Source organism: Streptomyces sp. NPDC001904 (assembly GCF_040297005.1).
Taxonomy (GTDB): domain Bacteria; phylum Actinomycetota; class Actinomycetes; order Streptomycetales; family Streptomycetaceae; genus Streptomyces.
On the sequence record NZ_JBEOYI010000042.1, the window covers coordinates 16,718 to 38,950 of the forward strand.

18 protein-coding genes are annotated in these 22,233 nt (G+C 73.9%); 6 read left to right on the plus strand and 12 right to left on the minus strand.

Translation table 11 applies throughout. The features are described from left to right. Window positions 1–21 precede the first annotated feature (21 nt). Genes ABT127_RS36950 through ABT127_RS36960 form a run of 3 tightly spaced genes read right to left on the minus strand, consistent with a single transcriptional unit; the run spans window position 22 to window position 3,761 of the window. Entirely contained in the window at window positions 22–426 is a 405-nt protein-coding gene (locus ABT127_RS36950; RefSeq protein ID WP_351460196.1) for a DUF742 domain-containing protein, read from the minus strand. 9 nt (window positions 427–435) lie between these two features. Then, window positions 436–873 carry a roadblock/LC7 domain-containing protein gene (locus tag ABT127_RS36955; RefSeq protein WP_351460199.1) on the minus strand — a complete coding sequence of 146 codons (438 nt, stop codon included), beginning with the start codon at window positions 871–873 and terminating at the stop codon, window positions 436–438. Continuing rightward, a complete protein-coding gene (locus tag ABT127_RS36960; RefSeq protein WP_351460201.1) occupies window positions 870–3,761 on the minus strand; it encodes a nitrate- and nitrite sensing domain-containing protein in 2,892 nt (963 codons plus the stop codon). Before ABT127_RS36960 ends, ABT127_RS36955 begins: the two co-directional genes overlap by 4 nt. Before the next feature lie 365 nt (window positions 3,762–4,126). Between ABT127_RS36960 and ABT127_RS36965 the strand changes: the two genes are divergently transcribed. Continuing rightward, entirely contained in the window at window positions 4,127–4,582 is a 456-nt protein-coding gene (locus ABT127_RS36965; RefSeq protein WP_502971841.1) for a hypothetical protein, read from the plus strand. Window positions 4,583–4,600: 18 nt separating this feature from the next. Here ABT127_RS36965 and ABT127_RS36970 read toward each other — a convergent pair whose 3' ends face one another. The 4 genes from ABT127_RS36970 to ABT127_RS36985 form a co-directional block, all read right to left on the minus strand. Then, a complete protein-coding gene (locus ABT127_RS36970; RefSeq protein WP_351460206.1) occupies window positions 4,601–9,208 on the minus strand; it encodes a coiled-coil domain-containing protein in 4,608 nt (1,535 codons plus the stop codon). Between the two features lie 52 nt (window positions 9,209–9,260). Beyond that, window positions 9,261–10,154, minus strand: a complete 894-nt coding sequence (locus ABT127_RS36975) for a hypothetical protein (RefSeq protein ID WP_351460208.1) — start codon at window positions 10,152–10,154, stop codon at window positions 9,261–9,263. Window positions 10,155–10,218: 64 nt separating this feature from the next. Beyond that, complete coding sequence (locus ABT127_RS36980; RefSeq protein WP_351460211.1) at window positions 10,219–11,745, minus strand: hypothetical protein; 1,527 nt, start codon at window positions 11,743–11,745, stop codon at window positions 10,219–10,221. Between the two features lie 69 nt (window positions 11,746–11,814). Continuing rightward, window positions 11,815–12,513: a GntR family transcriptional regulator gene (locus tag ABT127_RS36985; protein ID WP_351460214.1), complete on the minus strand. Its 699-nt coding sequence runs from the start codon at window positions 12,511–12,513 to the stop codon at window positions 11,815–11,817. Window positions 12,514–12,682: 169 nt separating this feature from the next. Here ABT127_RS36985 and ABT127_RS36990 point away from each other — a divergent pair, with 169 nt between their 5' ends. From ABT127_RS36990 to ABT127_RS37005, 4 genes are all read left to right on the plus strand, one after another. Next, window positions 12,683–13,999, plus strand: coding sequence for an MFS transporter (locus ABT127_RS36990; protein ID WP_351460217.1), 1,317 nt, complete (start codon window positions 12,683–12,685; stop codon window positions 13,997–13,999). Continuing rightward, complete coding sequence (locus tag ABT127_RS36995) at window positions 13,996–14,814, plus strand: putative hydro-lyase (protein ID WP_351460220.1); 819 nt, start codon at window positions 13,996–13,998, stop codon at window positions 14,812–14,814. Before ABT127_RS36990 ends, ABT127_RS36995 begins: the two co-directional genes overlap by 4 nt. A 75-nt stretch (window positions 14,815–14,889) precedes the next feature. Continuing rightward, window positions 14,890–15,327: a MerR family transcriptional regulator gene (locus ABT127_RS37000; RefSeq protein WP_351460222.1), complete on the plus strand. Its 438-nt coding sequence runs from the start codon at window positions 14,890–14,892 to the stop codon at window positions 15,325–15,327. Continuing rightward, window positions 15,324–16,295, plus strand: coding sequence for an NAD-dependent epimerase/dehydratase family protein (locus ABT127_RS37005; RefSeq protein ID WP_351460225.1), 972 nt, complete (start codon window positions 15,324–15,326; stop codon window positions 16,293–16,295). The genes ABT127_RS37000 and ABT127_RS37005 overlap by 4 nt, the downstream gene beginning before the upstream one ends. On the opposite strand, the gene ABT127_RS37010 is transcribed toward ABT127_RS37005, so the two are convergent. From ABT127_RS37010 to ABT127_RS37030, 5 genes are all read right to left on the minus strand, one after another. Beyond that, the gene (locus tag ABT127_RS37010; protein ID WP_351460228.1) at window positions 16,263–17,171 is read right to left on the minus strand and encodes an SGNH/GDSL hydrolase family protein; all 909 of its coding nucleotides are present in this window, start codon (window positions 17,169–17,171) and stop codon (window positions 16,263–16,265) included. The two genes, ABT127_RS37005 and ABT127_RS37010, sit on opposite strands and share 33 nt — an antisense overlap. Beyond that, window positions 17,168–18,331, minus strand: coding sequence for a glycosyltransferase (locus ABT127_RS37015; RefSeq protein ID WP_351460231.1), 1,164 nt, complete (start codon window positions 18,329–18,331; stop codon window positions 17,168–17,170). The genes ABT127_RS37010 and ABT127_RS37015 overlap by 4 nt, the downstream gene beginning before the upstream one ends. Beyond that, window positions 18,328–19,464, minus strand: a complete 1,137-nt coding sequence (locus ABT127_RS37020) for a glycosyltransferase family 4 protein (RefSeq protein ID WP_351460234.1) — start codon at window positions 19,462–19,464, stop codon at window positions 18,328–18,330. The genes ABT127_RS37015 and ABT127_RS37020 overlap by 4 nt, the downstream gene beginning before the upstream one ends. Window positions 19,465–19,615: 151 nt before the next feature. Further along, complete coding sequence (locus ABT127_RS37025) at window positions 19,616–21,028, minus strand: HEAT repeat domain-containing protein (protein WP_351460236.1); 1,413 nt, start codon at window positions 21,026–21,028, stop codon at window positions 19,616–19,618. A gap of 279 nt (window positions 21,029–21,307) precedes the next feature. After that, window positions 21,308–21,700 (minus strand): ankyrin repeat domain-containing protein, encoded by a 393-nt coding sequence (locus ABT127_RS37030; RefSeq protein ID WP_351460238.1) that lies wholly within the window; start codon window positions 21,698–21,700, stop codon window positions 21,308–21,310. 289 nt (window positions 21,701–21,989) lie between these two features. On the opposite strand from ABT127_RS37030, the gene ABT127_RS37035 reads away from it, so the two are divergent. Then, complete coding sequence (locus ABT127_RS37035; RefSeq protein ID WP_018534760.1) at window positions 21,990–22,184, plus strand: hypothetical protein; 195 nt, start codon at window positions 21,990–21,992, stop codon at window positions 22,182–22,184. Window positions 22,185–22,233: the final 49 nt, after the last annotated feature.

Genomic DNA, 22,233 nt, shown 5'->3' on the forward strand with positions numbered 1-22,233 from the left:
ACTCACTGGATGTGCTGTCGATCAGAGGGCTCTGAGGCCGTCGATCACATCGCGCAGGATGCTCTCGTCGGGCAGTTCGGCCGGTGGGACCGGCCGGGTCACATGGACCAGATCATCGTCGACGAGGTCGCCTATCAGGACGCGGACGACGCCGACGGGCAGGTCGAGCTCGGCGGCGAGCTCCGCCACCGACTGCGGGCTGTCCCGGCACAGTTCGACGATGTCCACGTGTTCGGGCGACAGCGTCTGGTCGGCGACCGGGTCGCCGCCGCGGTGCTGCGCGACGACGACCGCGATCAGGTCGAGACGGTGCTGCCCCGCACTCGCGGTACGGCCGCGCGTCATGGCGTACGGGCGCACGACGGGCCCGGCGTCGTCGTCGAACCAGTGGTGCGTCCCTTGCGTCCCCTGACCGTCTGCGCTCATGCCAACCCACTACCCTCCGGCGGGTGGATCCGTGCGCGGTGCCGTCGCCAGATGCGCGCCGACCCGCTTGACCAACAAGGTCATCTCGTAGGCCACGAGACCGACATCGGAGTCCGCGTCCGACAGGACGGCGAGACAGCTGCCGTCGCCCGCCGCGGTGACGAACAGGAAGGCGTCGTCGAGCTCGACCACCGTCTGCCGGACACCGCCCGCGTCGAAGTGCCGGCCCACTCCCTTGGCGAGGCTGTGGAAGCCGGAGGCGACGGCGGCGAGGTGCTCGCTGTCCTCGCGGGTGAGGTCCTGGGAGACCCCGGTCGGCAGTCCGTCCCCGGACAGTACGAGCGCCTTGCGGATGCTGGCCACGCGTTCCACCAGATCGTCCAGAAGCCAGTTCAGCTCACCCGAACCCCCCGGGGTGGTGTGCGCGCTGGCCTTCGGTGCGGTCATCGACCGTCCCCCTCAGATGTCGTTCCCTGTGCTGTGCCGTCGGCGCTCTCGTCGCTTGTGGCGCGCTCGTCGCCCACGGCGTTCTGGTCACTCGTGGCGGTTCCGTCCTGGGTGGCGGTTCCGTCGTGCGGGGCTGTTCCCTCGTGCGGTGCTGATCCGTCGTTCGCGGCGGTTCCGTCGTCCAAGGCGTTCTCCTCGCGGCCGCGTCGCCAGCCGCTCTGCAGCGAGGCCATCCGGCTGCGCACCTCCTCGGCGTCCCGCTCGGCGGGTTCCGCGGTGGGCGCCTCGGCCGTGCTCGCGGTCCGGTCTCCGCGCCGGTCCGGGCCGTCCTTCAGCTGCGGCGCCAGGCTCGCCTGCCGTACGCGGCGGGGCAGGCCTCCGGGGTCGGCGGAGGCGCCCGGCTGCCCGGGGTCGGCGGGCGGCGGTGTGAGGGCGGCGGGCCCGGTGGCGCGGACGCGGCGCCTGGGCAGGTCGGCCGGCGTCGCGGGCGCCACGGCGTTCCGCGCCCGGTCCGCGCCGTCCCGGTCGTGCCGTTCGCCGGCTCCCGTGTCCGTACGGTCGTCCGACCCCGGCCGGGTGTGCGTGACGGGCCTGCCGTGCGAGCTGACCAGCTTGGGCGTACGTCGGCGGGGCAGCGGCACCAGACCGCCGCCCGGGGGCCTGTCGTGGTCTGCGTCGCCGGCGCGGCGGCGGCCGAAGACGCCACCGCGCTCGGCCTCGTCGGCCTGCTGGTGCTGTTCGCCGGGGCTGCCGGCCACGGGGCGGCGGGGCCGGAAGAGGTCGCCGCGCTCGCTGTCGTCGTCGCCGAGGGCTCCGGGGAACGGCGCCAGGTCGGAGGTGGCCAGCGGCGCCTCCAGCTCCACCGGCCCGTCGAGGAGGGACGGCGGCAGTCCCGGCAGGCCGTCGGAGGCGGTCAGGCTCCGGCCGCGTCCGGCGGCCGGTGTGCGACGGACCGCCTCGGGCCGGTCCAGGCGGAACCCGGCGCCCTCGGTCTCCGTCGCCTCCGTGAGGAGGGAGTCCGGGATGAAGACGACCGCGGTGGTGCCGCCGTACGGCGACGGCTGGAGCGAGACGCGGACGTTCTGCCGCTGGGCGAGCCGGCTGACCACGAACAGGCCGAGCCGGTCGGTGTCGGAGAGTTCGAACTCGGGGGTCTCGGCCAGCCTCAGGTTGGCGTCGAGCAGCGCGTCGGCGGCCATGCCGAGGCCGCGGTCGTGGATCTCCAGGGTGAAGCCGTTGGCGACGCTCTCGCCGAGCACCTGCACGGCGGTGTGCGGCGGCGAGAACACCGTGGCGTTCTCCAGGAGTTCGGCCACCAGGTGGGTGAGGTCGGCGACGGCGGGCCCGGTCACCGCGATCCGCGGCAGCCTGCGCACCTCGATCCGCTCGTAGTCCTCCACCTCGGCGACGGCGGCGCGCACGATGTCCATCAGCTGGACCGGCTTGCGCCACTGCCGGGACGGGGCGGCGCCGGAGAGGATCACCAGGCCTTCGGCGTGCCGGCGCATGCGGGTGGTCAGGTGGTCGAGGCGGAAGAGATCGGCGAGTTCGTCGGTGTCCTCGGTCCTGCGCTCCATGGCGTCGAGGAGGGTGAGCTGCTTGTGCAGCAGTACCTGGCTGCGGCGGGCGAGGTTGACGAAGACCTCGGAGACACCGCGGCGCAGTTCGGCCTGTTTCACGGCCGCTTCGACGGCGGACCGCTGCAGCGTGTTGAGGGCCTGACCGACCTGGCCGATCTCGTCCTTGTCGTACGACAGGCGCGGTGCCTCGGTCTCCACGTCGACCGTCTCCCCCGCCGCGAGACGGCGCATCACGCTCGGAAGGCGCACACCGGACGCCTCGTGCGCCTCCAGGCGCAGGCGGCGCAGGTCACGGACGAGCCCGTGGCCGATGCGGAGCGACAGGAAGACGGAGAAGAGCAGCGCGACCAGGCCCAGTACACCGGCGATCCCGGCCCGGACGAAGACCTGGACGGCGACGGGACGGGCCCCGTCCTCGTAGTGCTCGGCGGCCTGGGTGTTGCGGCCCTTCAGGTCGTGCAGCACCTGGCCGGACGCCCTGTCCCAGCTCTCGACGGTGACGCCCTTCGGCGTGCCGGGCTCGCCTTTCACGACGGCTTCCTCGGCGTTGCGCAGCGGAGCGGTGTCGGCGCTTCGCAGGTACCGCTGGAAGCGGGAGCGTTCGTCTTCGGGAAGGAGGGCGAGGTTGGTCTCGTACAGGAGGTCGCGCTGGGCGATCAGGTCGGAGACCTGGCGGAGTTCGGCCTGGGTGAGCCGGCGGGCGACGAGCCCGGAGCCGACCAACGCGTCCTCCCGCGCGAGCAGTTCACGGGCCTGGACCACGCCGACGACCGCGCGTCCCTCGCGTTCCACACTGGCGTCGTCGAAGGAGACGATTCCCAGCAGGAAGTCGTGCGTCGGTTCGATGAGGCGGTTGTAGAACGTGAGGGCCTGGCCGCGGGTGACGGTTCCCTCGTCGACGTTGCGGCGCAGTGACTCGATGCCGTCGAAGCCCTCCACGGCGGCGTCCAGGCTCGCGCGCGCGTCGCCGTCCATCTCGCCGCGGAGATCGGCGTCGCGGGCCTTCTCCTTGATCTCGCTCATGGCCTCGTCGGAGGCGCTGCGCTTGGCCCGCAGGGCGGACTGGGCGTCCGAGGCACGGGGATCCGCGAGGTAGACGAGCGTCTGGCGGCGCTCCTCCTGGAGGACCCGCCCGGTCTCGGCCAGGGGGTAGCCGATGCCGTCGACGACCTTGCCCGCCGCGAACATCTCCAGGGCGGCGCGTCCCGTGATCACCGAGGCGAAGGCCCAGATGGCCGTCAGGGACAGCAGCGGCACCAGCAGCAGCGCCACGATCTTCCGGCGGATGGACTTCCCGCGAAAGCGCATGGCCTCCCCCAGATCGGCCCCGTGCGGTCGGTCAGGGGCACACATGTGCGTCAACAAGCGGCGCGAGCCTACTACTGACACAGGAACAACTCGAAGACCTGTCCGGATGCTGTGCGACACGTCTTTGGTGCGGTCGTCCTGAGTTGTCCGGTCATTGCATGAGATTGCGGTGCGAAATTCAATCAATCTTCACCGATCGCAATCAGCCACGCCTCAAGCGGAGTTGGCCGGAAAGGTGCACGGGAATCTTCTGCGCCTTTCAAACGTCGTACATCACAGGGCGGTACGGGGGCATGCGCAGAGAGCCGGAGACACGGCACTGGCGGCATAAAGGTGATCAAACCGGGCAGTCACTGTGCAGGCCGATGCGGGGGCATCAGGACCGGGGCCCGGGAGCGGCGGGGAGTGATGCAGTGATGAGCACGGCGGGGCAGCGTGAACTGTGGGTCGAGGAGCCGGCGAAGCGGCGCCGGATGCCGGATCCCGTGCGGACGGCGGCGGTGCGGGCGGTGCTCATCGCCTCCCTCACCCTGATCCAGGCGATGGTCGCGACGCTGTGCACGCTGGCGGATTCCTGGCTGGCCTTCCCCATGGTGCTCAGCAGCGTGGCCAGCACGGTGGTGGCGACGTGGGGTGTCCTGGACGTCTGGGTGACGCGCCAGGTGTGGAACCAGCGGCACGGAGTCGTCTCCGTCCCGGCCAGCACGGCCCGGCAGCTGCGCAGGGAGCGCCGCCAGGCCCGCCGGGCGGCACGCTCCCGCGGCCGGGGCGCGGAGACCATACGGACGCAGGGCGGGGCCGGGCAGTTGACGCACACCTGACGCCCGCCCCGCACCTCGTCAGCTCGGCTGCGGCTCCGACTGCGGTCGCTTGAACATCCGGGTGGCCGTGATCTCGCCGTGCACCGTCTCCCCTTCCGGATCCTGCTGCGGCAGGCCCGGGCGCAGGTGCTCCTCCACGCTGATGTACTTCAGTCCGGCCCTGAGGTCCGCGTCGTTGCGCAGCCGGATCACGAGGGGGAACTCGGCGAGCGCCGTCGTGTCGAACAGGCCGGTGGTGTAGAGGAGTTGCACACCCAGCGCGTCGGAGACGGCGCGCTGGAGCTCCAGGAGGTACGTGGCGTTGGCGCGGCCGATCGGATTGTCGAGGAACAGCGTGCCCGCGTGGCGGTGCTTGTCGCGGCCCCGGTCGTTCGAGCGCAGCGCGGCCATCGTGCAGTACAGGGCGATGGCGGCGGTGAGCAGCTGGCCGCCGGAGAACACGTCGCCCATCTGCCCCACGGGGACCCGCTCGGCGCGCAGTACGGCGTCCGGCTTGAGGATCTCGACGGCCACGCCCTTGGGCTGAAGCGCGGCGCTGACTCCGCGCAGCAGCAGGGACATGCCGTCGCGCCGCAGGTCGGAGTTCTTCTTGACGGCGGCCCGGGTCGCCTCGTCGATGACCTCGCCGAGCCGCTCGGTGAGCGTGGCCTGGTCGGGCTCCTCGAAGCGGATCCGCAGGAACTCCTGCCCGGACCACTCGCCGAGTCCTTCCGGCAGCCGGGACAGGCGCTGGGCGGAGCGCAGGGTGGCGAGCGACGACTCGACCAGTCCGCGCAGCCGGTCGACGATCGAGTCGCGGTTCCGCTCCAGCTGCGCCAGCTCGTCGGTCAGCACCCGCAGCCGGGGGGCGAAGGCGTCGGCCCACTTCTGCGCGTGCTCCGGCAGCGTGGCGGCCGGCAGTTCCCGGATCTGCTGCCGGGCGGGGGTGCGCACGGCCTCGTACCGTGTCGCGTTCGCATGCCGTACGAGGATGTCGCTCGCCTCGCGGACCGCGGCCTCGGCGCCGGACAGGTCGGCGGCGCAGCCGCGCAGGGAGCGCCGGGTCTCGCCGGCGGCGGTGCGGGCCTCCTCCAGGCCGCCCGGGTACGGCTCGGGCTCTTCCTGTTCGTCGGCGTCGGCGGTGTGGTCGCGCAGCAGGTCGCGCAGGAGCGCGGCCGTCTCGTCGAAGCCGCCTGCCCCGTCCTCGGCGGCCCGGTGCGCGTCGAGGAGTTCGGCGTGGGCGGCGCGGGCGGTCGCCAGCGCGTCGGTGCGCACGGCCAGTTCGGTCGTGGCGGTGCGCAGCAGCGACTGGGCCTGCTCGGTGCCGGAGGGGACCAGCTCGTCGGGCAGCTCGGTGTGCGCGGTGCCGTCCTCGGGCGCGTGCCGCTCGGCCTCGCCGCGCAGCCGTCCCAGTTGCTCGCTCGCGGTGGAGGCGCGGGTCTCCAGGAGCTGCACGTGCTCGTCGGCGCGGGCCGCGGCGGCCTGCCGGGACGGGCCGTCGGCGCCCTCGGGTGATTCGAGGAGGGTGGCGGCGCGGGTGCGCACCTTGTTGGTGAGCCGGTTCAGCTCGGCGAGCGCGGCGCTCTCGTCGCTCTCGGCACGCGCCTGCTCGGCCCGCAGGTCGGCGCCGACGCCCACCTTCTCGTACACCTGCGACGCTGCCCGGTACGCCTCGCGGAGAGCGGGCAGCGACGCCTTGGGGGCCTCTCCCTCGGGTACGTCGTCGGGAGCGCCGGCGATCTCGGCGCGCTCGGCGCGCAGCGTGCGGGCGGTGCGGTGGGCGTCGTCGGCGGAGCGCTGGGCGGCCCGCCGGTCCTCGTCGGCGGCGCGGGCCCCCTCCAGGCAGGTCTGGGCGCGGGCCTCGAACTCGACGGCCTCGTCGGCGAGTTCGCGGACCTTCGCCTGCCAGGCAGCGCGCTCGCGCAGTCGGTAGGCGAGTCCGGCGAGCGCGTCGGCGGCGCGGCGGGCCTTCTGCGCGGCTTCCTGCCGCTCGTCGCGGACCCGGGTGGCCTCGGCGGCGATCTCGTCGGCCTCGGCGCGCGCGGTGCGGGCCTCGGCGAGTTCGGCCTCGGTCTCCTCGGCGAACGCCCGGGCCTCCCGTGCGACGTCGGCCAGTTCGGTGAGGTAGCCGGCCGGGCAGCCGGAGCGCCAGGAGCCGAGCCGGGCGGCCAGCTCGCGGTCCTTGCCGAGGCGTCCGGCGAGCGTGCGGATGTCCTCGTCGCGGCGGGCGGCGCGCTCGCGCAGTGCCTGACGCTCCTCGTCGGCGGCGTGTTCGTCGTGCATCGCCGGGTTCGGCGGGACCAGGAAGACGCCCTCGTCGGAGGCGTTCTCCGCCGGGGTCGGGGCGAGGAGCGCGGCGGCGGTACCGACGGCGACGGCGGACCGCGGCAGCAGCGCGGCGCCCGCGAGCGCGTCCCTGGCCCGGACGTGGGAGTCGGGGTCGGTGATGATGACGCCGTCGACCAGCTCGGGCCGGGCGGCGAGCACGCGCGCGTGGTCGGCCGGGTCGACGGACTGGGCGAGGTAGCGCCAGCCGGGCAGCGCCGGGATGCCGTGCTCGCCGAGGAACTCGACGGTGGCGAGGACGTCGGGGCCCGGCGGCAGCAGACCGCCGTCGCCGAGGGCGCCCAGGATGCGGGAGTCGTCGGCCGCGGCGGTGCGCAGGTCGAACAGCTGCCGCTCCGCGGAGGCCACGGAGTCGTCGAGGAGGGTCTTGAGGTCGTCGGCGGCGCGGTCAAGGTCGTCGGTGGTGAGGGGCGCGTCGGCCGCCCCGGGCGATGCCTGCCCGTCCTCTCGCAACGGCCCGGTCAGCCCCAGCAGTTCGGCCAGGCGCTCCTCGGCGGCGAGGGATGCGGCGGCCCGGTCCTCGGCCCGGTGGGCGCTCTCGGCGGCGGCCGCGGCGTCGGCGGCGCGGGCCGCGGTCAGCTCGGCGCGGGCCTCGGTGGAGGCGGTCTCGCGGGCGTGCTCCGAAGCGCGGCGGGCGGCCTCGCGCGCGGTGTCCCAGGCGGCGACGGTGGTCTTCTCCGCGTCGGCGGCGGCCAGCGCGGCGCGGGCCGGGTCGGCGTCGGGCGCGCTGTCGTCGAGCCAGCCGGCCCGGACGGCCTCGGCGGTCTCCTGCTCGACCTCGCTGAGCCGCTGGCGCAGGTGGCCGAGTTCGCTGCGGGCGCGCTGGGCGTCGGTGGCGGCGGCGGTCGCGTCGCGGTGCGCGGTCTCGCCGGCCTCCTGGAGGACGGCGGAGCGCTCCTCCTCCTCGTTCGCGTGGGTCTCGGCGCGCTCGGCGGCGCCGTGCAGGGCCCGGACGAGGTCGTGGGCGGCCTTGGCGCGGGCGGCGAGCGCGGGGGCCGCGTCCCGCTCGGCCTCGCGGATGGCGACGGCGACGCGCGCGGAGCGGTCGGCCGCGGCACGGTGGCGCAGGACGGCCTCGGCGGCCTGCCAGGCGGAGTGCAGCGTACGGGCGTCGGCCAGCTCGCGCTTCTGCGCGGCGGCGGCCTTCTCGGCCCCGGTGAGCGCCAGCGAGGCGTGCCGGTAGGCGAGTTCGGCGGCGATCAGGGCGCTGCGCTCGCGTGCGGACTCCGCCTCGGTCACGGTGTGCGCGGCGGCGGTGACCTGCTGGACGAGATCACCGGCGCGGCCGCGCTCGACGGCGGCGCGGGTGGACAGGCGCCGGGCCAGGGTGCGGGTACGGCGCTCGGCCGCGGTGTGGATGTCGCGCGCGCGGGCCCGGGTGTCGGCGGCTTCCACGATCCGGGTGAGCAGGTCGACGGAGCCGGCGGTGAAGTCCCGCTCGGCCATCAGCTCGGAGCGCCGGCCCAGCTTGTTGCCGAAGCCGCTCACCAGGTCGGCGAGGCCGTCGGTGTCCCGGGTGTCGGTGACGGCGCGCAGCAGCAGGTCGGTGAAGTCGGAGTCCTTCTTGACGGCGAAGAGGCCGGCGGCCTCGCCCTCGTCCGCGTTCATCTCGCGCTGGTAGCGGAAGAGTTCGGGGTCGAGGCCCAGGTCGCCCAGGTGCTCGTTCCACCGGTCGTGGATCTCTTCCCAGTGCACTTCGAGGTGCGGGTAGGCCTTGCCGGCCTCGACGAGCGCGTCGCGGAAGCCCTTCATGGTGCGGCGGCGGCCCTGTGCGTGGGAGGCGCCCTCGACGATGGGCCGTACCGCGTTGGACTCCGCCACCGGCAGTGCGTCCAGGCTCATTCCGGGGCCGGGCCGGAAGGAGTACCAGGCCTCGGCGAACTTCCGCGGGTCGTTGGAGACCTGGCGGCCGCGCCACTCGCTGACCTTGCCGACGACGACGCACTCGCCGGTGAGGGTGTGCTGCCACTCCAGGGCGACGTGTCCGCAGTCGTCGGCGAGCAGGAACTTGCGCAGCACGCCGGAGCTGGCGCCGCCGAGGGTGTTGCGGTGGCCCGGCAGCATCACCGAGAAGATCAGCTTGAGCAGGACCGACTTGCCGCCGCCGTTCTCCAGGAAGAGCACGCCGGCCGGCGCGGGGCGGCGCGGCGGGCCGACGGGCTCGTCCTCGAAGAACTCCGCCTGGGTGGGCGCGGGGTCGGGCACGGGCGCTCCGACGCCCCGCAGGTCGAGCACGGTGTCGGCGTAGCGTGCGCCGGCAGGCCCGATGGAGTAGAGGCGAATCCGGGACAGCTCGTACATGGCGGACTCTCGTGGTAGGTGCGGAAGTTCAGAGGATGCGGCAGGTTCGCGATCAGGAGTGGAACGGCAGGCCCGCGTCGGCGACGAGGTCGCCGGCGTCCTCGTCCATCGGCGGCACGAGGCTCGCGGACCCGTCGGTGACGGCGACGACGCCCAGGTCGAGCAGTTCGGCCATGGCGGCGGTGCCCGCCATGTCGCGGACCTGGAGCTGGTAGCGGGCCGTGGTGCGGTAGGTGCCGCCGCCGTCGTCGCCCGTTCTCTGCAGGAATCCGGAGTCGGTGAGGAAGGCGACCGCCTTGGCGACGATGCCGGTGGTGGAGTTGGCCAGGCGGCGGGTGTCCTTGGTGGCGCCGGTGGAGCTGCGCCGGGCCCAGATCCGCCAGGCGGCCTCCAGGCCGGGGGTGTCGGTCGCCGGGTCGGTGTTCTCGCCCTGCTCCTCGGCGCGCTCCTCCAGCTTGTGGCAGGCCTGGCGGACGAACGCGTCCACGCCGTTGACACTCACGCGCCCGATGTAGCCGTCGTCGGAGAGGTCCTCGGGGCGCGGGAAGGCGAGCGCGGCGACGGCGAGATGGGCCAGGCCGTGCAGGAAGCGGTCGGTGGAGTCGGCGGCGGTCCGGCGGGCGTAGTCGCCCATCCGGACCGCGAACACGGAGTCCTCGGCGGCGGTCACGGCCATGCCCGCGCGCGGGGACACCTCCAGGACGACGAGCCCGAGCCCGGAGGCGACGGCGTCGGCGAGGCGGGCGAAGGCCGGGTCCTCGCGATAGCGGCGCAGCAGCTCCTGGTACTCCTGGTCACGGGAGGGCTGGAGCTTGGGCTGCAGGCCGAAGGCGACGAGCCGCGCCGCGTCGGCGGCGTCGGCCGGGGTGATCGGGGCCGCGCCCCTGGCCGGGCCCGACGCCTCGGGCTCGCCCCATTCGGCGTGCTCTTCGGGGTGCTCGGTCACGGGCGGTGCTCCTTGATCGTTCCTACGTACATCCGGTGCCCGGGAATCCGGCGCGGTCCGTGGCTCACGCGGCCTCCGTCCGGTCCGCGGCCATGCCTGCCGCGTCGAGCAGCGCGGTGCCCACGATGAGGTCGGCGCCGCCGAACTCGTCGTCGTCGAGCTCGGTGCCGTCGTCCACGGCGAACAGCAGCTTCTCCTCGCCCTGCCGGTAGGCGGTGCCGACAGCCGGGCTGGCGGCGTGCACCGCCAAGAGGGCGACCAGGTAGGGCAGTTCGGGGTCGCGGCGGCGGGCTTCGGCGAGCAGTCCGGACAGGCGGCGCGGCGCGTCGGCCGGCAGGTCGAGGAGCTGCTTGGCGCTCGCGAGCTGCGCCTCGCTGAACCGGCTGTCGTCCGGGGTCTCGATCAGGTCCGGCTCGGGCATCTCCGCGCCGAGGTGCTCCCGCTCCAGGGGCGGGGTCAGCAGTATGTCGACGAGGTCCCCGACGCGTACGGAGACGGGGGTGCGCAGTCCCGTGCCGCGCGCGAAGAAGGCGTCCGTCACCTTGCGCGCGTCCTGCACCGGGAGCGGCAGCAGCGGCGCGACGAGCTGCCCGTACAGGTCGAGGCCCGCGCGCGCGGAGGGGGCGGCGAAGGCCTGCCGGTCCTGCTCGGCGCGGAACAGCGGTCCGGCCTCCAGGAGCCGGGACTGGAGCTGGGTGTGGCGGCGGATGCAGTCCTTGACGATGTCGACGAGTTCGGCGGCGCGGCGCTTCTGCTCGGGGTCCTCGGACTCGTCGCGCGCCTTGCGGATGTTCGTCAGGATCGCGTTCTCGTGGCGGTAGCGGTCCGCCACGTGGTCCAGGGCCTCGGCGATCATGTCGGGGACGGCCCGCAGCCAGTCGACGGCGCGCACATTGCGGCGGGTGGCGTCGAGTGCCTTGCGCAGGGTCTCCGAGTACTGCACGGTCCGGTAGCGGGCCTGCTCGGCGGCGAGCTGGGCGTCGGCGAGGCGGCCGCGGCTGATCAGGACGTCGAGCTTCACCTCGGCGGCGATCTGGGCGCTGGTGACATCGGTGTCGAGGGCTCCGACGAGGACGTTCACCGCCTCGTCCGTCGTGCGGAGGTAGACGCTGCCGCCGTAGCCGGGGACTTCCTCGATCAGCTTGAAGTCGTAGTCGCGCCGTACGTAGGAGCCGTCCGTCGCGAACGTCCCGTAGACCGCGCGGAAGCCCCGGTCCACGCTGCCGACGTTGATCAGGTTCTCCAGGACCCAGCGCGCCACCCGCTCGTGCTCGACGGCCGGGCGCTGCGGGGCCTGGGCGGCGATGCGGGGCATCAGACGAGCCACTATCTGCTCGTGGTCGGCGCCCGTGTCGAAGTCCATGTTCAGGGTGACGAGGTCGATCGCGGAGAGGGCGACCTCGGCCATGCCGTACGTCGAGTACTCGCCCGCGAGGTTCGCCTTGCGCACGTCCAGGTCGTGCAGGGGCGCGGTGCAGGCGAGCGCGCGCAGCCGCCGCGCGAGCCCTTCGTCGGCGGCCGGGCCCGGTGCGGGGCGCGGCCCCGCGCTGAGCTGGGGCGGAACGGATTCCGTGGTGGCAGGCGAAGTCACGGAGCACAGACTAGGCGCTGGGTCCGACAACGGTCGAAACGACGCAGATGCCTCGGTCCCGCGAGGCCGTCACGCCTCTTCGGCCACGCGCTGTCCGTACGCCTCGACGAGCCCGTCGCGGGAGTCGTCGAGATAGTCGGCGAGCAGTGTCTCGGCCTCGTCGCGGTGCCCGTCGGAGAGGGTCCTGACGATCCGGGCGTTGCGGGCGAGGTAGGGCTCGTGGAGGCGGCGCGGGTCGTCCACGACGTGGAAGGCGAGCCGGAGTTCGGCGAGGACGCTGCGCATCAGTTCGTCGGTGCGCTCGCTGCCGGCGAGGGCGACGAGTTCGCGGTGGAAGTGGATGTTGGCCGTGGAGACGCCCTTCCAGTCCCGCGCCGCCGCGGCGCGCCGGCCGTCCTCGACGGCCGCGGCCACCCGGTCCAGGGCGAAGGGGGGTTCGCCGAGCGAGCGCACGACGGAGCACTCGATCATGCGCCGGGTCCGGTAGATGTCCTCGACGTCGTCGATGCTCAGGACCCGTACGAAGACGCCCTTGTTCAGCCGGTGTTCGAGCAGGCGCTCGTGCGTGAGCAGCCGGAACGCCTCGCGCAGGGTGTTGCGGGAGACGCCGAGCGCACCGCCGATGCTGTCCTCCGACAGGCGGGTGCCGGGCGGGAAGAAGCCCTCCGCGATCCGGGTCCTGAGGATGTCCGCGACGCGCTCGGCGGTGCTGGTGCGGCCCAGCAGCGCGCGGTCGTCGGCGAGTGCGTTCAGCTCTTCCGTGGCCACGGCCGAATTCAAGCGCAGATACAAGAACGAGACAACGTGGGTATTGAGGGATCGTTCAACGATCCTCTACCTTGGCGGTCAGGCACCGCTCCGCTGCACGCACCACCACGCACGCTCCTCCGCACGCTCATCTCCCCGTGAGTTCCCGAGTTCTCCTGCGAGGTGCTTCATGAGCACGACCCCACCGCCGCCGGGCACCGCCGTCCCCGGGACGACCGCACCGCCCTCACCGCCTGCACCGCTCCCCCACTCCGACGACGGCGCCCTCGGCTGGCTGCGGGCGCTCGGTCCGCGCGGCCGACGCGCGTTCGCGGGGGCCTTCGGCGGCTACGCCCTCGACTCCTACGACTACTTCACGCTGCCGCTGAGCATGGTCGCGCTGGCCGCGTACTTCGGGCTGAACAGCGGCCAGACCGGCCTCATCACCACGGTCACCCTGGTCGTCTCGGCCGTCGGCGGGGCCGCCGCCGGTGTGCTCGCCGACCGGTACGGGCGGGTGCGGGCCCTCATGCTCACGGTGGGCCTGTACGCCGTCTTCACCGTGGCGTGCGGATTCGCGCCCGACTACGAGACGCTGCTCGTCTTCCGCGCCCTCCAGGGCCTCGGTTTCGGCGGCGAGTGGGCGGTCGGCGCGATCCTGGTCGCCGAGTACGCCTCGGCCAGGCACCGGGGCCGCACCCTCGGCGCCGTGCAGAGCGCCTGGGCGGCGGGCTGGGGCCTGGCCGTCGTCGTCTACACCCTGGTGTTCCAGTTCCTCGACGACGATCTGGCCTGGCGCGTCATGTTCTGGACCGGGGCGCTGCCGGCCCTGCTGGTGCTCTGGGTGCGCCGCCGGGTGCAGGACGCCCCGAAAGCGACGGAGAAGCTCGAAGGCAGCGCGCGCAAAGGGTCGTTCACCGAGATCTTCCGGCCGGGCCTGCTGCGCACGACGCTCTTCGCGGTCCTGTTGTCGACCGGCGTGCAGGGCGGCTACTACACGCTCGCCACCTGGGTGCCCACCTACCTGAAGACGGACCGCGGCCTCACGGTGGTGAACACCGGCGGCTATCTGACGTTCCTCATCTCGGGTGCGTTCGTCGGGTACTTGACGGGCGGCTACCTCACCGACCGGCTCGGCCGGAAGCGCAACATCGTCCTGTTCGCGGTCCTGTCCGCGGCGAGCATCCTCGTCTACACGCACATCCCGGACGGCGCCGACACCCTTCTCCTGGTGCTGGGATTCCCGCTCGGCTTCTGCATGTCGGCCATCTTCAGCGGCTTCGGCTCGTACCTCAGCGAGCTGTACCCGACCGCCGTCCGCGGCACGGGACAGGGCTTCACGTACAACACGGGCCGGGCGGTCGGCGCCGTCTTCCCGACCCTGGTCGGCTTCCTCGCGGACAGCTGGGGCGTGGGCGGCGCGCTCGTCTTCGGCGCCATCGGATACGCCCTGGCCGTCGTGGCCCTGCTCGGACTGCCGGAGACCCGCGGGAAGGAACTGCTGTGAACCTCACCAACGACCGCACCGAGACCCTCACCGCCACCTGGACTCCCCAGCGGGCCCGCGCCCACTTCCGCGCGGGCGCGAGCGCCCCCACCGCCGGCTGGGCGCGCGGTCACACCCAGGCCAATCTGATCGCCGTACCGGCCGACTGGGCCTACGACATGCTGCTGTTCTGCCAGCGCAACCCGAAGCCGTGCCCGGTCCTGGACGTCACGGACGCGGGCGGTCGGACCACCGTCCTGGCTCCCGGCGCCGATCTGCGCACGGATCTGCCGCGCTACCGGGTGTGGGAGCACGGTGTGTTGACGGCCGAACCGACCGACGTGGTCGACCACTGGCGCGACGACCTGGTCTCCTTCCTGCTCGGCTGCAGCTTCACCTTCGAGTGGGCGCTGGCGGCGGCCGGGGTGCCGCTGCGCCACGTCGAGCAGGGCAGGAACGTGCCCATGTACGTGACCACGCGCGCGTGCCGCGGCGCGGGCCGGCTTGCCGGTCCGCTGGTCGTGTCGATGCGTCCGGTGCCGCCGCAGGCCCTGGAGGCGACGATCCGGGAGAGCTCCCTGATGCCGGCGGTGCACGGCGGCCCGGTGCACATCGGCGACCCGGGGGTCCTCGGCATCACAGACCTCGACGCACCCGATTTCGGCGACCCGGTGGACCGGGCTCCCGGCGACATCCCGGTCTTCTGGGCCTGCGGAGTGACACCGCAGGCGGCCGTGACGGCGTCCCGGCCGCCGTTCGCGATCACCCACGCGCCGGGGCACATGTTCGTCGCGGACACCCGGGACGAGCAGTACCGGATCGCGCCGCCCTACTGACCGCTGGGAACCCGCGTGAGCGCCACGGTTCGCCGCGCTTGCCTTCAAGCGCTTGAGGTGTGTTCTGCTGCGGACATGTCGAGCTACACGATTCAGGACGTATCGCGGCGCAGTGGACTGAGCGAGCCCACTCTGCGCTACTACGAGGAGGTGGGGCTGATCGGCCCGGTCGGCCGCGACGAGCGCAGCGGGCACCGCCGCTACGCCGAGGAGGACCTCGACCTCCTCCAGGCGCTGGCCTGCCTGCGCGCCGTCGGCATGAGCATCGAGGACATGCGCACCTACCAGGCCAACCGGGCGCGCGGCCGGTCGGCCGCCGCCGAGCAGCGCGATCTGCTGCTGCGCCACGCGGCCCGCGTCGAGGAGGAGATCGCCGCGCAGCGCGCCCGGCTCGGCTACCTGCGCGAGAAGGCCGCCCTGTGGGACGCGCGCGAGCGCGGCGACGGCGCGGCGGAGGCCGTGGCGACGCAGCGGTCCCTCGACGCCGCCCGGCGTCTGGAGGTGCTGCGATGAGCCCCGTTCTGGTGACCGGCGGGTCCGGCTATCTGGGTACGCACCTGATCACGGCCCTGCTGCTCGGCGGGCGCGAGGTGCGGGCCACGGTGCGCTCGACGGCCCGCGAGGCCGAGGTGCGCGCGGCGGTGCGGCGCGGCGGCGCCGACGACGCCGGGCTCCAGGTCGTCGCGGCGGACCTGATGAGCGACGACGGCTGGCCCGCCGCGGTGGCCGGCTGCGAGGAGGTGCACCATGTGGCCTCCCCGATCCCGGCCGTGCAGCCCGACGACCCCGACGAGCTGATCGTCCCGGCGCGCGAGGGCACCCTGCGGGTGCTGCGCGCGGCGCGCGCCGCGGGCGTCCGGCGCACCGTGCTGACCTCGTCGTTCGCGGCGGTCGGCTACACGCCGGGGACCCGCGCCGAGTTCACCGAGGACGACTGGACCGATCCCGACGCCCCGGGGCTCGCGCCCTATCCGCGCTCCAAGGCGATCGCCGAGCGGGCCGCGTGGGACCTGATGGAGCGCTCGGGCGACGGCACCGAACTCGTCGTGGTCAACCCGACGGGCATCTTCGGGCCCACCCTGACGCCCGTGCTCGGCTCCTCCATGCAACTGGTGAAGGCGATGCTCGACGGTGCGATGCCGGTGGCCCCGAGGGCCCGCTTCGGCGTCGTGGACGTCCGTGACGTGGCGGACCTGCACCTGAGGGCGATGGCCGCTCCCGGGGCCGCGGGACGGCGCTTCCTGGCCGTCGCGAACGGCCCGACGCTGAGCTTCGTCGAACTGGCGGCCGTCCTGCGCGAACGGCTCGGACCGCTCGCCGCGCGCGTACCGGCCGAGGAGGCGCCGGGCGCCCCGCTGCCCCGCCCCGTCATCCGCAACGACCGGGCCCGCACCGAGCTCGGCTGGCAGCCGCGCGACCCGGCGACCACGCTCGTGGACTCGGCGACGTCACTGCGCGATCTCGGGCTGCTCGCGGACTGACCGGAGCGGCACGCACCGCTCGGCGGCGACGCGCACCGTCCCGCCGGAGGTCGCGGACAGGGCCGCCGCCACCCCGGCCGACGCACGCAGATCGAGCCGTGCGCCGGTCCCGCGCAGTCCGTGCCGCACCTCCTCCGCGGCCAGGGCGACGAGTTGGGGCAGCAGGTCGGTGCAGCGCCGGGCGACCCAGCCGGTGCCCGCGGTGGCCAGCCACCACCAGGCGGCGGTGCGGGTCGGCGCGGGTCCGTCCGGCTCGGTGCCGGGAGCCGGGCCATGGGCCACGCCCGACGCCTCAAGCAGGGCGTGGAAGCGGGCGGCGAGGAGCCGGTGCCCGCGCTCCCCGGGATGCAGCCGGTCCGCGCTCCACAGCGCGCGGTCGGCCACTCCGTCGCCCTCGGCGGCGTGCAGGTGCACGGCGCCGTGGCGTTCGGACAGGACGTGGACGACGGAGTTCACCGCGCGCTGCCGACGGGCCAGCGGGCGGGCGAGGGCCCCGGGCAGGCCGAGCAGCGCGCCCGGGTCGGGCAGACAGGCGGTGAGCAGCACCGCGCCCTGGGCGCCGAACGCGCCGTAGACCGAGTCGAGGCGTGCGGCCACCGCGTGGATGTCGAAGGTGTGGCGCAGGGTGTCGTTGACGCCGACGACGACGGAGACGACGTCGGGGGCGAAGGCCAGCGCGGCAGGCAACTGCCGGTCCAGGACGTCGCCGGTCTGTGCCCCGCTCACCGCGAAGTTCCGGAACTCCACGGGGACGTGGGCGGGCGCGAGCCCGGTCGCGAGCAGGGCGGCCCAGCCCCGCCACCGGCCGCCGCCGACGGGGTCGCCGATGCCTTCGGTGAGGGAGTCGCCGAGCGCGGCGAACCGGAGCGGCCTCATCGCGGCTCCCGCCCCACGGGGAGCCCGGTCGCAGCCCTCACCGGGGTCGCGTCGTGGGCTGCGAGGAAGGCGTCCACCGCCACGTCCCACCCGAAACACTCCGCACGCGCGCGTGCGGCTTCGCGGCGCTCTCGTCCGGGCCGCGCCAGCACCTCCCGCACCGCGCGGGCGAAGGCCGCTCCGGTGTCGGCGGCCACGGCACCGGCCGCGCCGACCACCTCGGGCAGCGCGGAGGACGCGCTGACGACGACCGGGGTTCCGCAGGCCAGTGCCTCCAGGGCGGCGAGGCCGAACGTCTCGGCGGGGCCGGGCGCCAGGCACACATCGGCGGTGGCCTGGAGCGCGGCGAGTGCCGTCCGGTCGGCGACGTGCCCGAGGAACGTCACCGGCAGCCCCCGCGCCCGCTGCTCCAGCCGGGCCCGCAGCGGCCCGTCCCCGGCGACGACGAGCCGGGCGGGGACGCCCGCCGCACGGAGCGCCGCCAGCGCGGCGAGTCCCGTACCGGGCCGCTTCTCCACGGACAGCCGGGTGCACATGACGAGCAGAATCTCGTCCTCGCGCGCGTATCGCGCCCGGACGTCCGCGTCCCGCGCCCCCGGCCGGCAGCGCACGAGGTCGACGCCGAGCGGGGCGCGCACCACGTTGCGGGCGCCGAGCCGCACGAACTCCCGCTCGGCCCATTCCGTGGTGCACACCACGCGCGTGTAGGCGTGCGCCGTACGGGCGTTGAGCGCGTCGGCGGCCCGTCGTGCCGCCGCATCGGGCAGGCCCCAGGCACGCAGGACGCCGTCGGCCGTCTCGTGGGAGACCATGACGGCGGGCACCCGCGCCCGCCGCGCCCACTCGCCGGTCCAGCGCAGCGTCGTCCGGTCGGAGACCTCCAGGCGGTCGGGGCGCAGTCGCTCCAGCAGCCTTGTCACGCGCTGCCGGTCGGCGAGCACCCGGTATCCGCCGGTGCCCGGCAGCGGCCGTCCCGGCAGTGTGACGACGCGACCCTGGTCGCTCTCCTCGTCGGCCGTCCGCTCTCCCGGCACGATCAGCACGGGCTCGTGTCCGGCCGCCGCGTATCCCGCGCCCAGTTCGCGCAGCGCGGTGCGCAGGCCGCCCGAGGCGGGCGTGACGAAGTTGGCGAGCCGCACGATGCGCAGTGACCGGCTCATGCCGCCACCGCCGTCCGGGCGTGCAGCACCTCGTCGTAGTGGTCGAGGAGCTGATCCCCCACCGCCGACCAGGTCCGTCCGGCCACCGCCGCGCGGCCCGCGGCGCCGAAGGCGGCCCGCAGCCCGGGATCGGCGGCCAGCGTCTCCACCGCGTCGCGTACGGCGCGGGCGTCGCCGGGCGGCACGAGCAGGCCGGTCGAGCCGTGCGCCACGAGGTCGAGCGGGCCGCCGGCCGCGGGGGCGACCACCGGGACGCCGCTCGCCATGGCCTCCTGCACGGTCTGGCAGAAGGTCTCGTACGGGCCGGTGTGCACGAAGACGTCCAGGGAGGCGTAGATCCGGGCGAGGTCGTCGCCGGTGCGCCGCCCGAGGAAGCGGGCGCCGGGGAGCACGCCGCGCAGTGACGTCTCGCTCGGCCCGTCACCGACGATCACGACCCGCACGCCGGGCCGCCCGCACACCTGTGCCAGCAGCTCCACCTGCTTCTCGGGCGCGAGCCGTCCCACGTATCCGACGAGCAGTTCGCCGCCCGGAGCGAGGTCGGCCCGCAGCCGCTCGTCCCGGAGCGCGGGTCGGAACCGTACGGCGTCCACTCCCCGGGGCCACAGCCGCACCCGCGGCACCCCGTGCGCCTCCAGATCGCGCCGGGCCGCCGTGGACGGGGCGAGGGTGCGGTCGGCGGCGCCGTGCACCCCGCGGATCCGCCGCCAGGCGGTGGCCTCCCCGGTCCCCATGTACGTACGGGCGTAGCCGGCGAGGTCGGTCTGGTAGACGGCGACGGCGGGGATCCGCAGCCGGGCGGCGGCCGCCATGCCCCGCACGCCGAGCACGAACGGACTGGCCAGGTGGACGAGTTCGGCGCCGTGCGCGGCCAGGGTCTGGGCGACGCGGCGGCTCGGCAGGGCGACCCGGACCTGCGGGTAACCGGGCAGTGGGAGGGAGGGGACGCGGACCACCGGGCAGGGCGCGGCCGCGTCCGCCTCGGGACCGGCCGCCGTAGCGGGGGCGACGGCGGGTGCGATGACCAGGGGGTCATGACCGCGGGCGGCGAGATGCCGGGCGGTCTGCAGGGCGCAGTGCGCCACTCCGTTGATGTCGGGCGGGAAGGATTCGGTCACGATGACGACACGCATACGGGTGTTCTCGCCGCGTCCGGCGTGCCCACGTCAAAGTGGATCTTTCCCGCCGTGGAACGTCCCATGAGCGTTGCGTCACCCCGCGACACCGGGGAGAACAGCGGGAGGCGGCCCCTCGCCCAGGGGCCGCCTCCCGTCCATCAGGGCGTCACAGGGCCGTCGCGTCCGGCCCGATCCTGCTGCGTACGGCGGTCTGCACCTCGGCCTCCTCGGCCGGATCGGCGGCGAGCCTGCGCAGCTGGTCCACGACGCGGGCGTCACCGGTCTCGGCGTGCCGTGCGGCGATCTCGCGGGTGGACTCCTCGCAGTCCCACAGGCACTCGACGGCGAATCCCGCGGCGAAGGAGGGGTCGGTGGCGGCGAGGGCGCGGGCGGCCTGTCCGCGGCCGTGGGAGGAGGCGGTCTCGCGGTAGATGTGCCGCAGGACGGGGGCCGCGCAGGCGATGCCGAGGCGGCCCGCTCCGTCGACGAGCGGCCAGAGGGTGGGGGCGTCGGGGCCGTCGCCGCGGACGGCCTCCCGGAGGGCGGTCAGGACCAGCTCGCGGTCCTGGATGCCGCCCCGGCACGCGAGCATCCGCCCGGCGGCGGCGCCCAGCACGTCGGGCCGCGGCACCCAGCGGCGGGCGCGCTCCACGGCGGCGACGGACCGCATCCGTTCGAAGCAGTCCACGGCCGCGTCCACCACCAGTCGGGAGGGTGACGCCACGGCGGCCTCGACGAGATCCAGTACGTCGGGATCGTGGGTGTCGGTGAGATAGCGCAGAGCGGTGCAGCGGGCTCCGTCCGAGCCCTCGCGGGCGGCCCGCAGGATCTCGGCACGGTCGGTGGGGCCCGCGACCGCGGTCAGGCAGCGCGCGGCCGGCACGTACAGCGCCGCACCTCGCTCGAAGCCCTGCTGCGCCCAGTCGAAGACCGCCTGCACGCTCCATTCGGGGCGTGGCCCCGAGGGCCGCATCTGCCGCTGCCAGCGGTCGAAGGAGCCGGACTCCTGGGCGGCACGCACGCGTGCGCCCACATGAGGCCGCGGATCCTCGGCCCACAGCCGCCACGGGCGGGGCTCGAAGGCGTCCCGGACGGCCGCGACCAGGTCGGCCTCGGCGTCCAGCGGGAAACGGGCGAGGACCGGCTCGGCGAGGGCGCGCAGTCCGGCGTCGTCGTCGCGCAGGGCCAGCTCGTCGAGCGCCCAGGCCCAGTTCCCGCCGAGGGCGGCGTACCTGCGCAGCAGCTCCAGGGCGTCCCGCCTGCCGTAGGAGGCGAGGTGCCCGAGCACGGACAGGGCGAGCCCCGTACGGCACTCGTCGGTGTCGAGCAGGTCGTCGGGGTCGAAGAGGTGCCGCTCGATCTCCCCGAGCTCGCCGTGGAGATCGAGGTAGAGGCGGGCGTAGTACAGGGAGCGGTTCTCCACCTGCCAGTCGTGGCGGGGGTCGCTCAGCACACAGTGATTCAGAGCCGCGAGCGCCTCGTCCCGCGGTGCCGTCAGCGCGTGCAGCGTGCCGTCACCGCGGCCTCGCTGCAGCAGGCCGAGCAGCGTACCGCTGGGCGCTATGACCGGTTCGAACATGGGAAACAGCCTCACATCAAGCGTCGACGCAACCGGGAATCTGCACTTACCTGGCCACGCGACAACACGTCGGAGCGCCCGCCGTCTCTTGCTTGCTGTAGACCATCTCTCTGCCTCTCGTCCAAGGCCCGATCCGGGCCAGTTACGGCCCGCGTGGCACGTGGGCAGCACCTGCCCCGCCATCGCGTCCGTAAATCACGCCGTCATCATGACCCAGCGGTTCCGCCCGCCGCGACCACATTTCCCGCACCCCCGTCGTGCCTGGCCGGCGCCCGTGTGTCAGGAGGCGCCGAAGAGCTCCAGGAGCTCCGCCTTGCCGAACATCCGGGCCGTGTCGACCGCCGACGGCGTCCCCGCGGCCGGATCGGCCTCGCCCGCGAGCAGCGCCCTGATCACGGCTTCCTCGCCCTTGAAGACGGCGCCCGCGAGCGGGGTCTGTCCCTTGTCGTTGGCACGGTTGGCGTCGGCGCCGCGCTCCAGGAGCGCGGTCACGGTCCGTGCGTGGCCGTGGTACGCGGCCAGCATGACGAGCGTGTCCCCCCGGTCGTTCGTGAGGTTCGCGGGCACGCCCGCGTCCACGTACCCCGTGAGTGCCTCCGTCTCGCCGCGGCGCGCGAGATCGAAGATCTTGGTGGCCAGCTCCACGACCTCCGGGTCGGGGGCTTCGCTCATCGGCCGAACCGCCTTTCACATCCGTGCAGGTACGGCCGTGCGGCCGTACGAGTGAATCGCCAGGGTACTGCCCGCCGGGGCACATGACCCGACCCCCGCGAGGCAAAGATCACGGGCAGTACGGACGTCCGTCCGGCAGCCCGCCCGGGCCTCTCACCAGCCACAACAACGTCTGCCGACCGGGTGAAACATGGGAAAATCCACCCATTTGCACCTTTTGTCGTATAGATACATGCTGTGAGCCTGGAAGAACTCATGGTGACTGTCCCCACCAACCAGGAGAACCCTCATGATCCTGTCCATCTCGGGCGTCGTGCTGCTCGGCATCATCGTCTTCCTCTTCTTCCGCAAGGACGGACTGAAGGCCTCGCACGCACTGGTATGCGCCCTCTTCGGCTTCTACCTGGCGGGCACGGCCATCGCCCCGAGCATCAAGGCGGGCGGCGCGAGCCTCGCCAGCCTGCTCGGCGGGATCAAGTTCTGACGGCCCATCCACCCGCACACACCTTCAGGAGACCGACGTGGTCAGGCGT

What these genes read in the sequence shown, in the direction of transcription:
- ABT127_RS36950 (WP_351460196.1), bottom strand. Translation starts at nt 426, where the DNA reads ATGAGCGCAGACGGTCAGGGGACGCAAGGGACGCACCACTGGTTCGAC.
- ABT127_RS36955 (WP_351460199.1), bottom strand. Translation starts at nt 873, where the DNA reads ATGACCGCACCGAAGGCCAGCGCGCACACCACCCCGGGGGGTTCGGGT.
- ABT127_RS36960 (WP_351460201.1), bottom strand. Translation starts at nt 3,761, where the DNA reads ATGCGCTTTCGCGGGAAGTCCATCCGCCGGAAGATCGTGGCGCTGCTG.
- ABT127_RS36965 (WP_502971841.1), top strand. Translation starts at nt 4,127, where the DNA reads ATGCGGGGGCATCAGGACCGGGGCCCGGGAGCGGCGGGGAGTGATGCA.
- ABT127_RS36970 (WP_351460206.1), bottom strand. Translation starts at nt 9,208, where the DNA reads ATGTACGAGCTGTCCCGGATTCGCCTCTACTCCATCGGGCCTGCCGGC.
- ABT127_RS36990 (WP_351460217.1), top strand. Translation starts at nt 12,683, where the DNA reads ATGAGCACGACCCCACCGCCGCCGGGCACCGCCGTCCCCGGGACGACC.
- ABT127_RS37000 (WP_351460222.1), top strand. Translation starts at nt 14,890, where the DNA reads ATGTCGAGCTACACGATTCAGGACGTATCGCGGCGCAGTGGACTGAGC.
- ABT127_RS37005 (WP_351460225.1), top strand. Translation starts at nt 15,324, where the DNA reads ATGAGCCCCGTTCTGGTGACCGGCGGGTCCGGCTATCTGGGTACGCAC.
- ABT127_RS37010 (WP_351460228.1), bottom strand. Translation starts at nt 17,171, where the DNA reads ATGAGGCCGCTCCGGTTCGCCGCGCTCGGCGACTCCCTCACCGAAGGC.
- ABT127_RS37015 (WP_351460231.1), bottom strand. Translation starts at nt 18,331, where the DNA reads ATGAGCCGGTCACTGCGCATCGTGCGGCTCGCCAACTTCGTCACGCCC.
- ABT127_RS37020 (WP_351460234.1), bottom strand. Translation starts at nt 19,464, where the DNA reads ATGCGTGTCGTCATCGTGACCGAATCCTTCCCGCCCGACATCAACGGA.
- ABT127_RS37025 (WP_351460236.1), bottom strand. Translation starts at nt 21,028, where the DNA reads ATGTTCGAACCGGTCATAGCGCCCAGCGGTACGCTGCTCGGCCTGCTG.
- ABT127_RS37030 (WP_351460238.1), bottom strand. Translation starts at nt 21,700, where the DNA reads ATGAGCGAAGCCCCCGACCCGGAGGTCGTGGAGCTGGCCACCAAGATC.
- ABT127_RS37035 (WP_018534760.1), top strand. Translation starts at nt 21,990, where the DNA reads ATGATCCTGTCCATCTCGGGCGTCGTGCTGCTCGGCATCATCGTCTTC.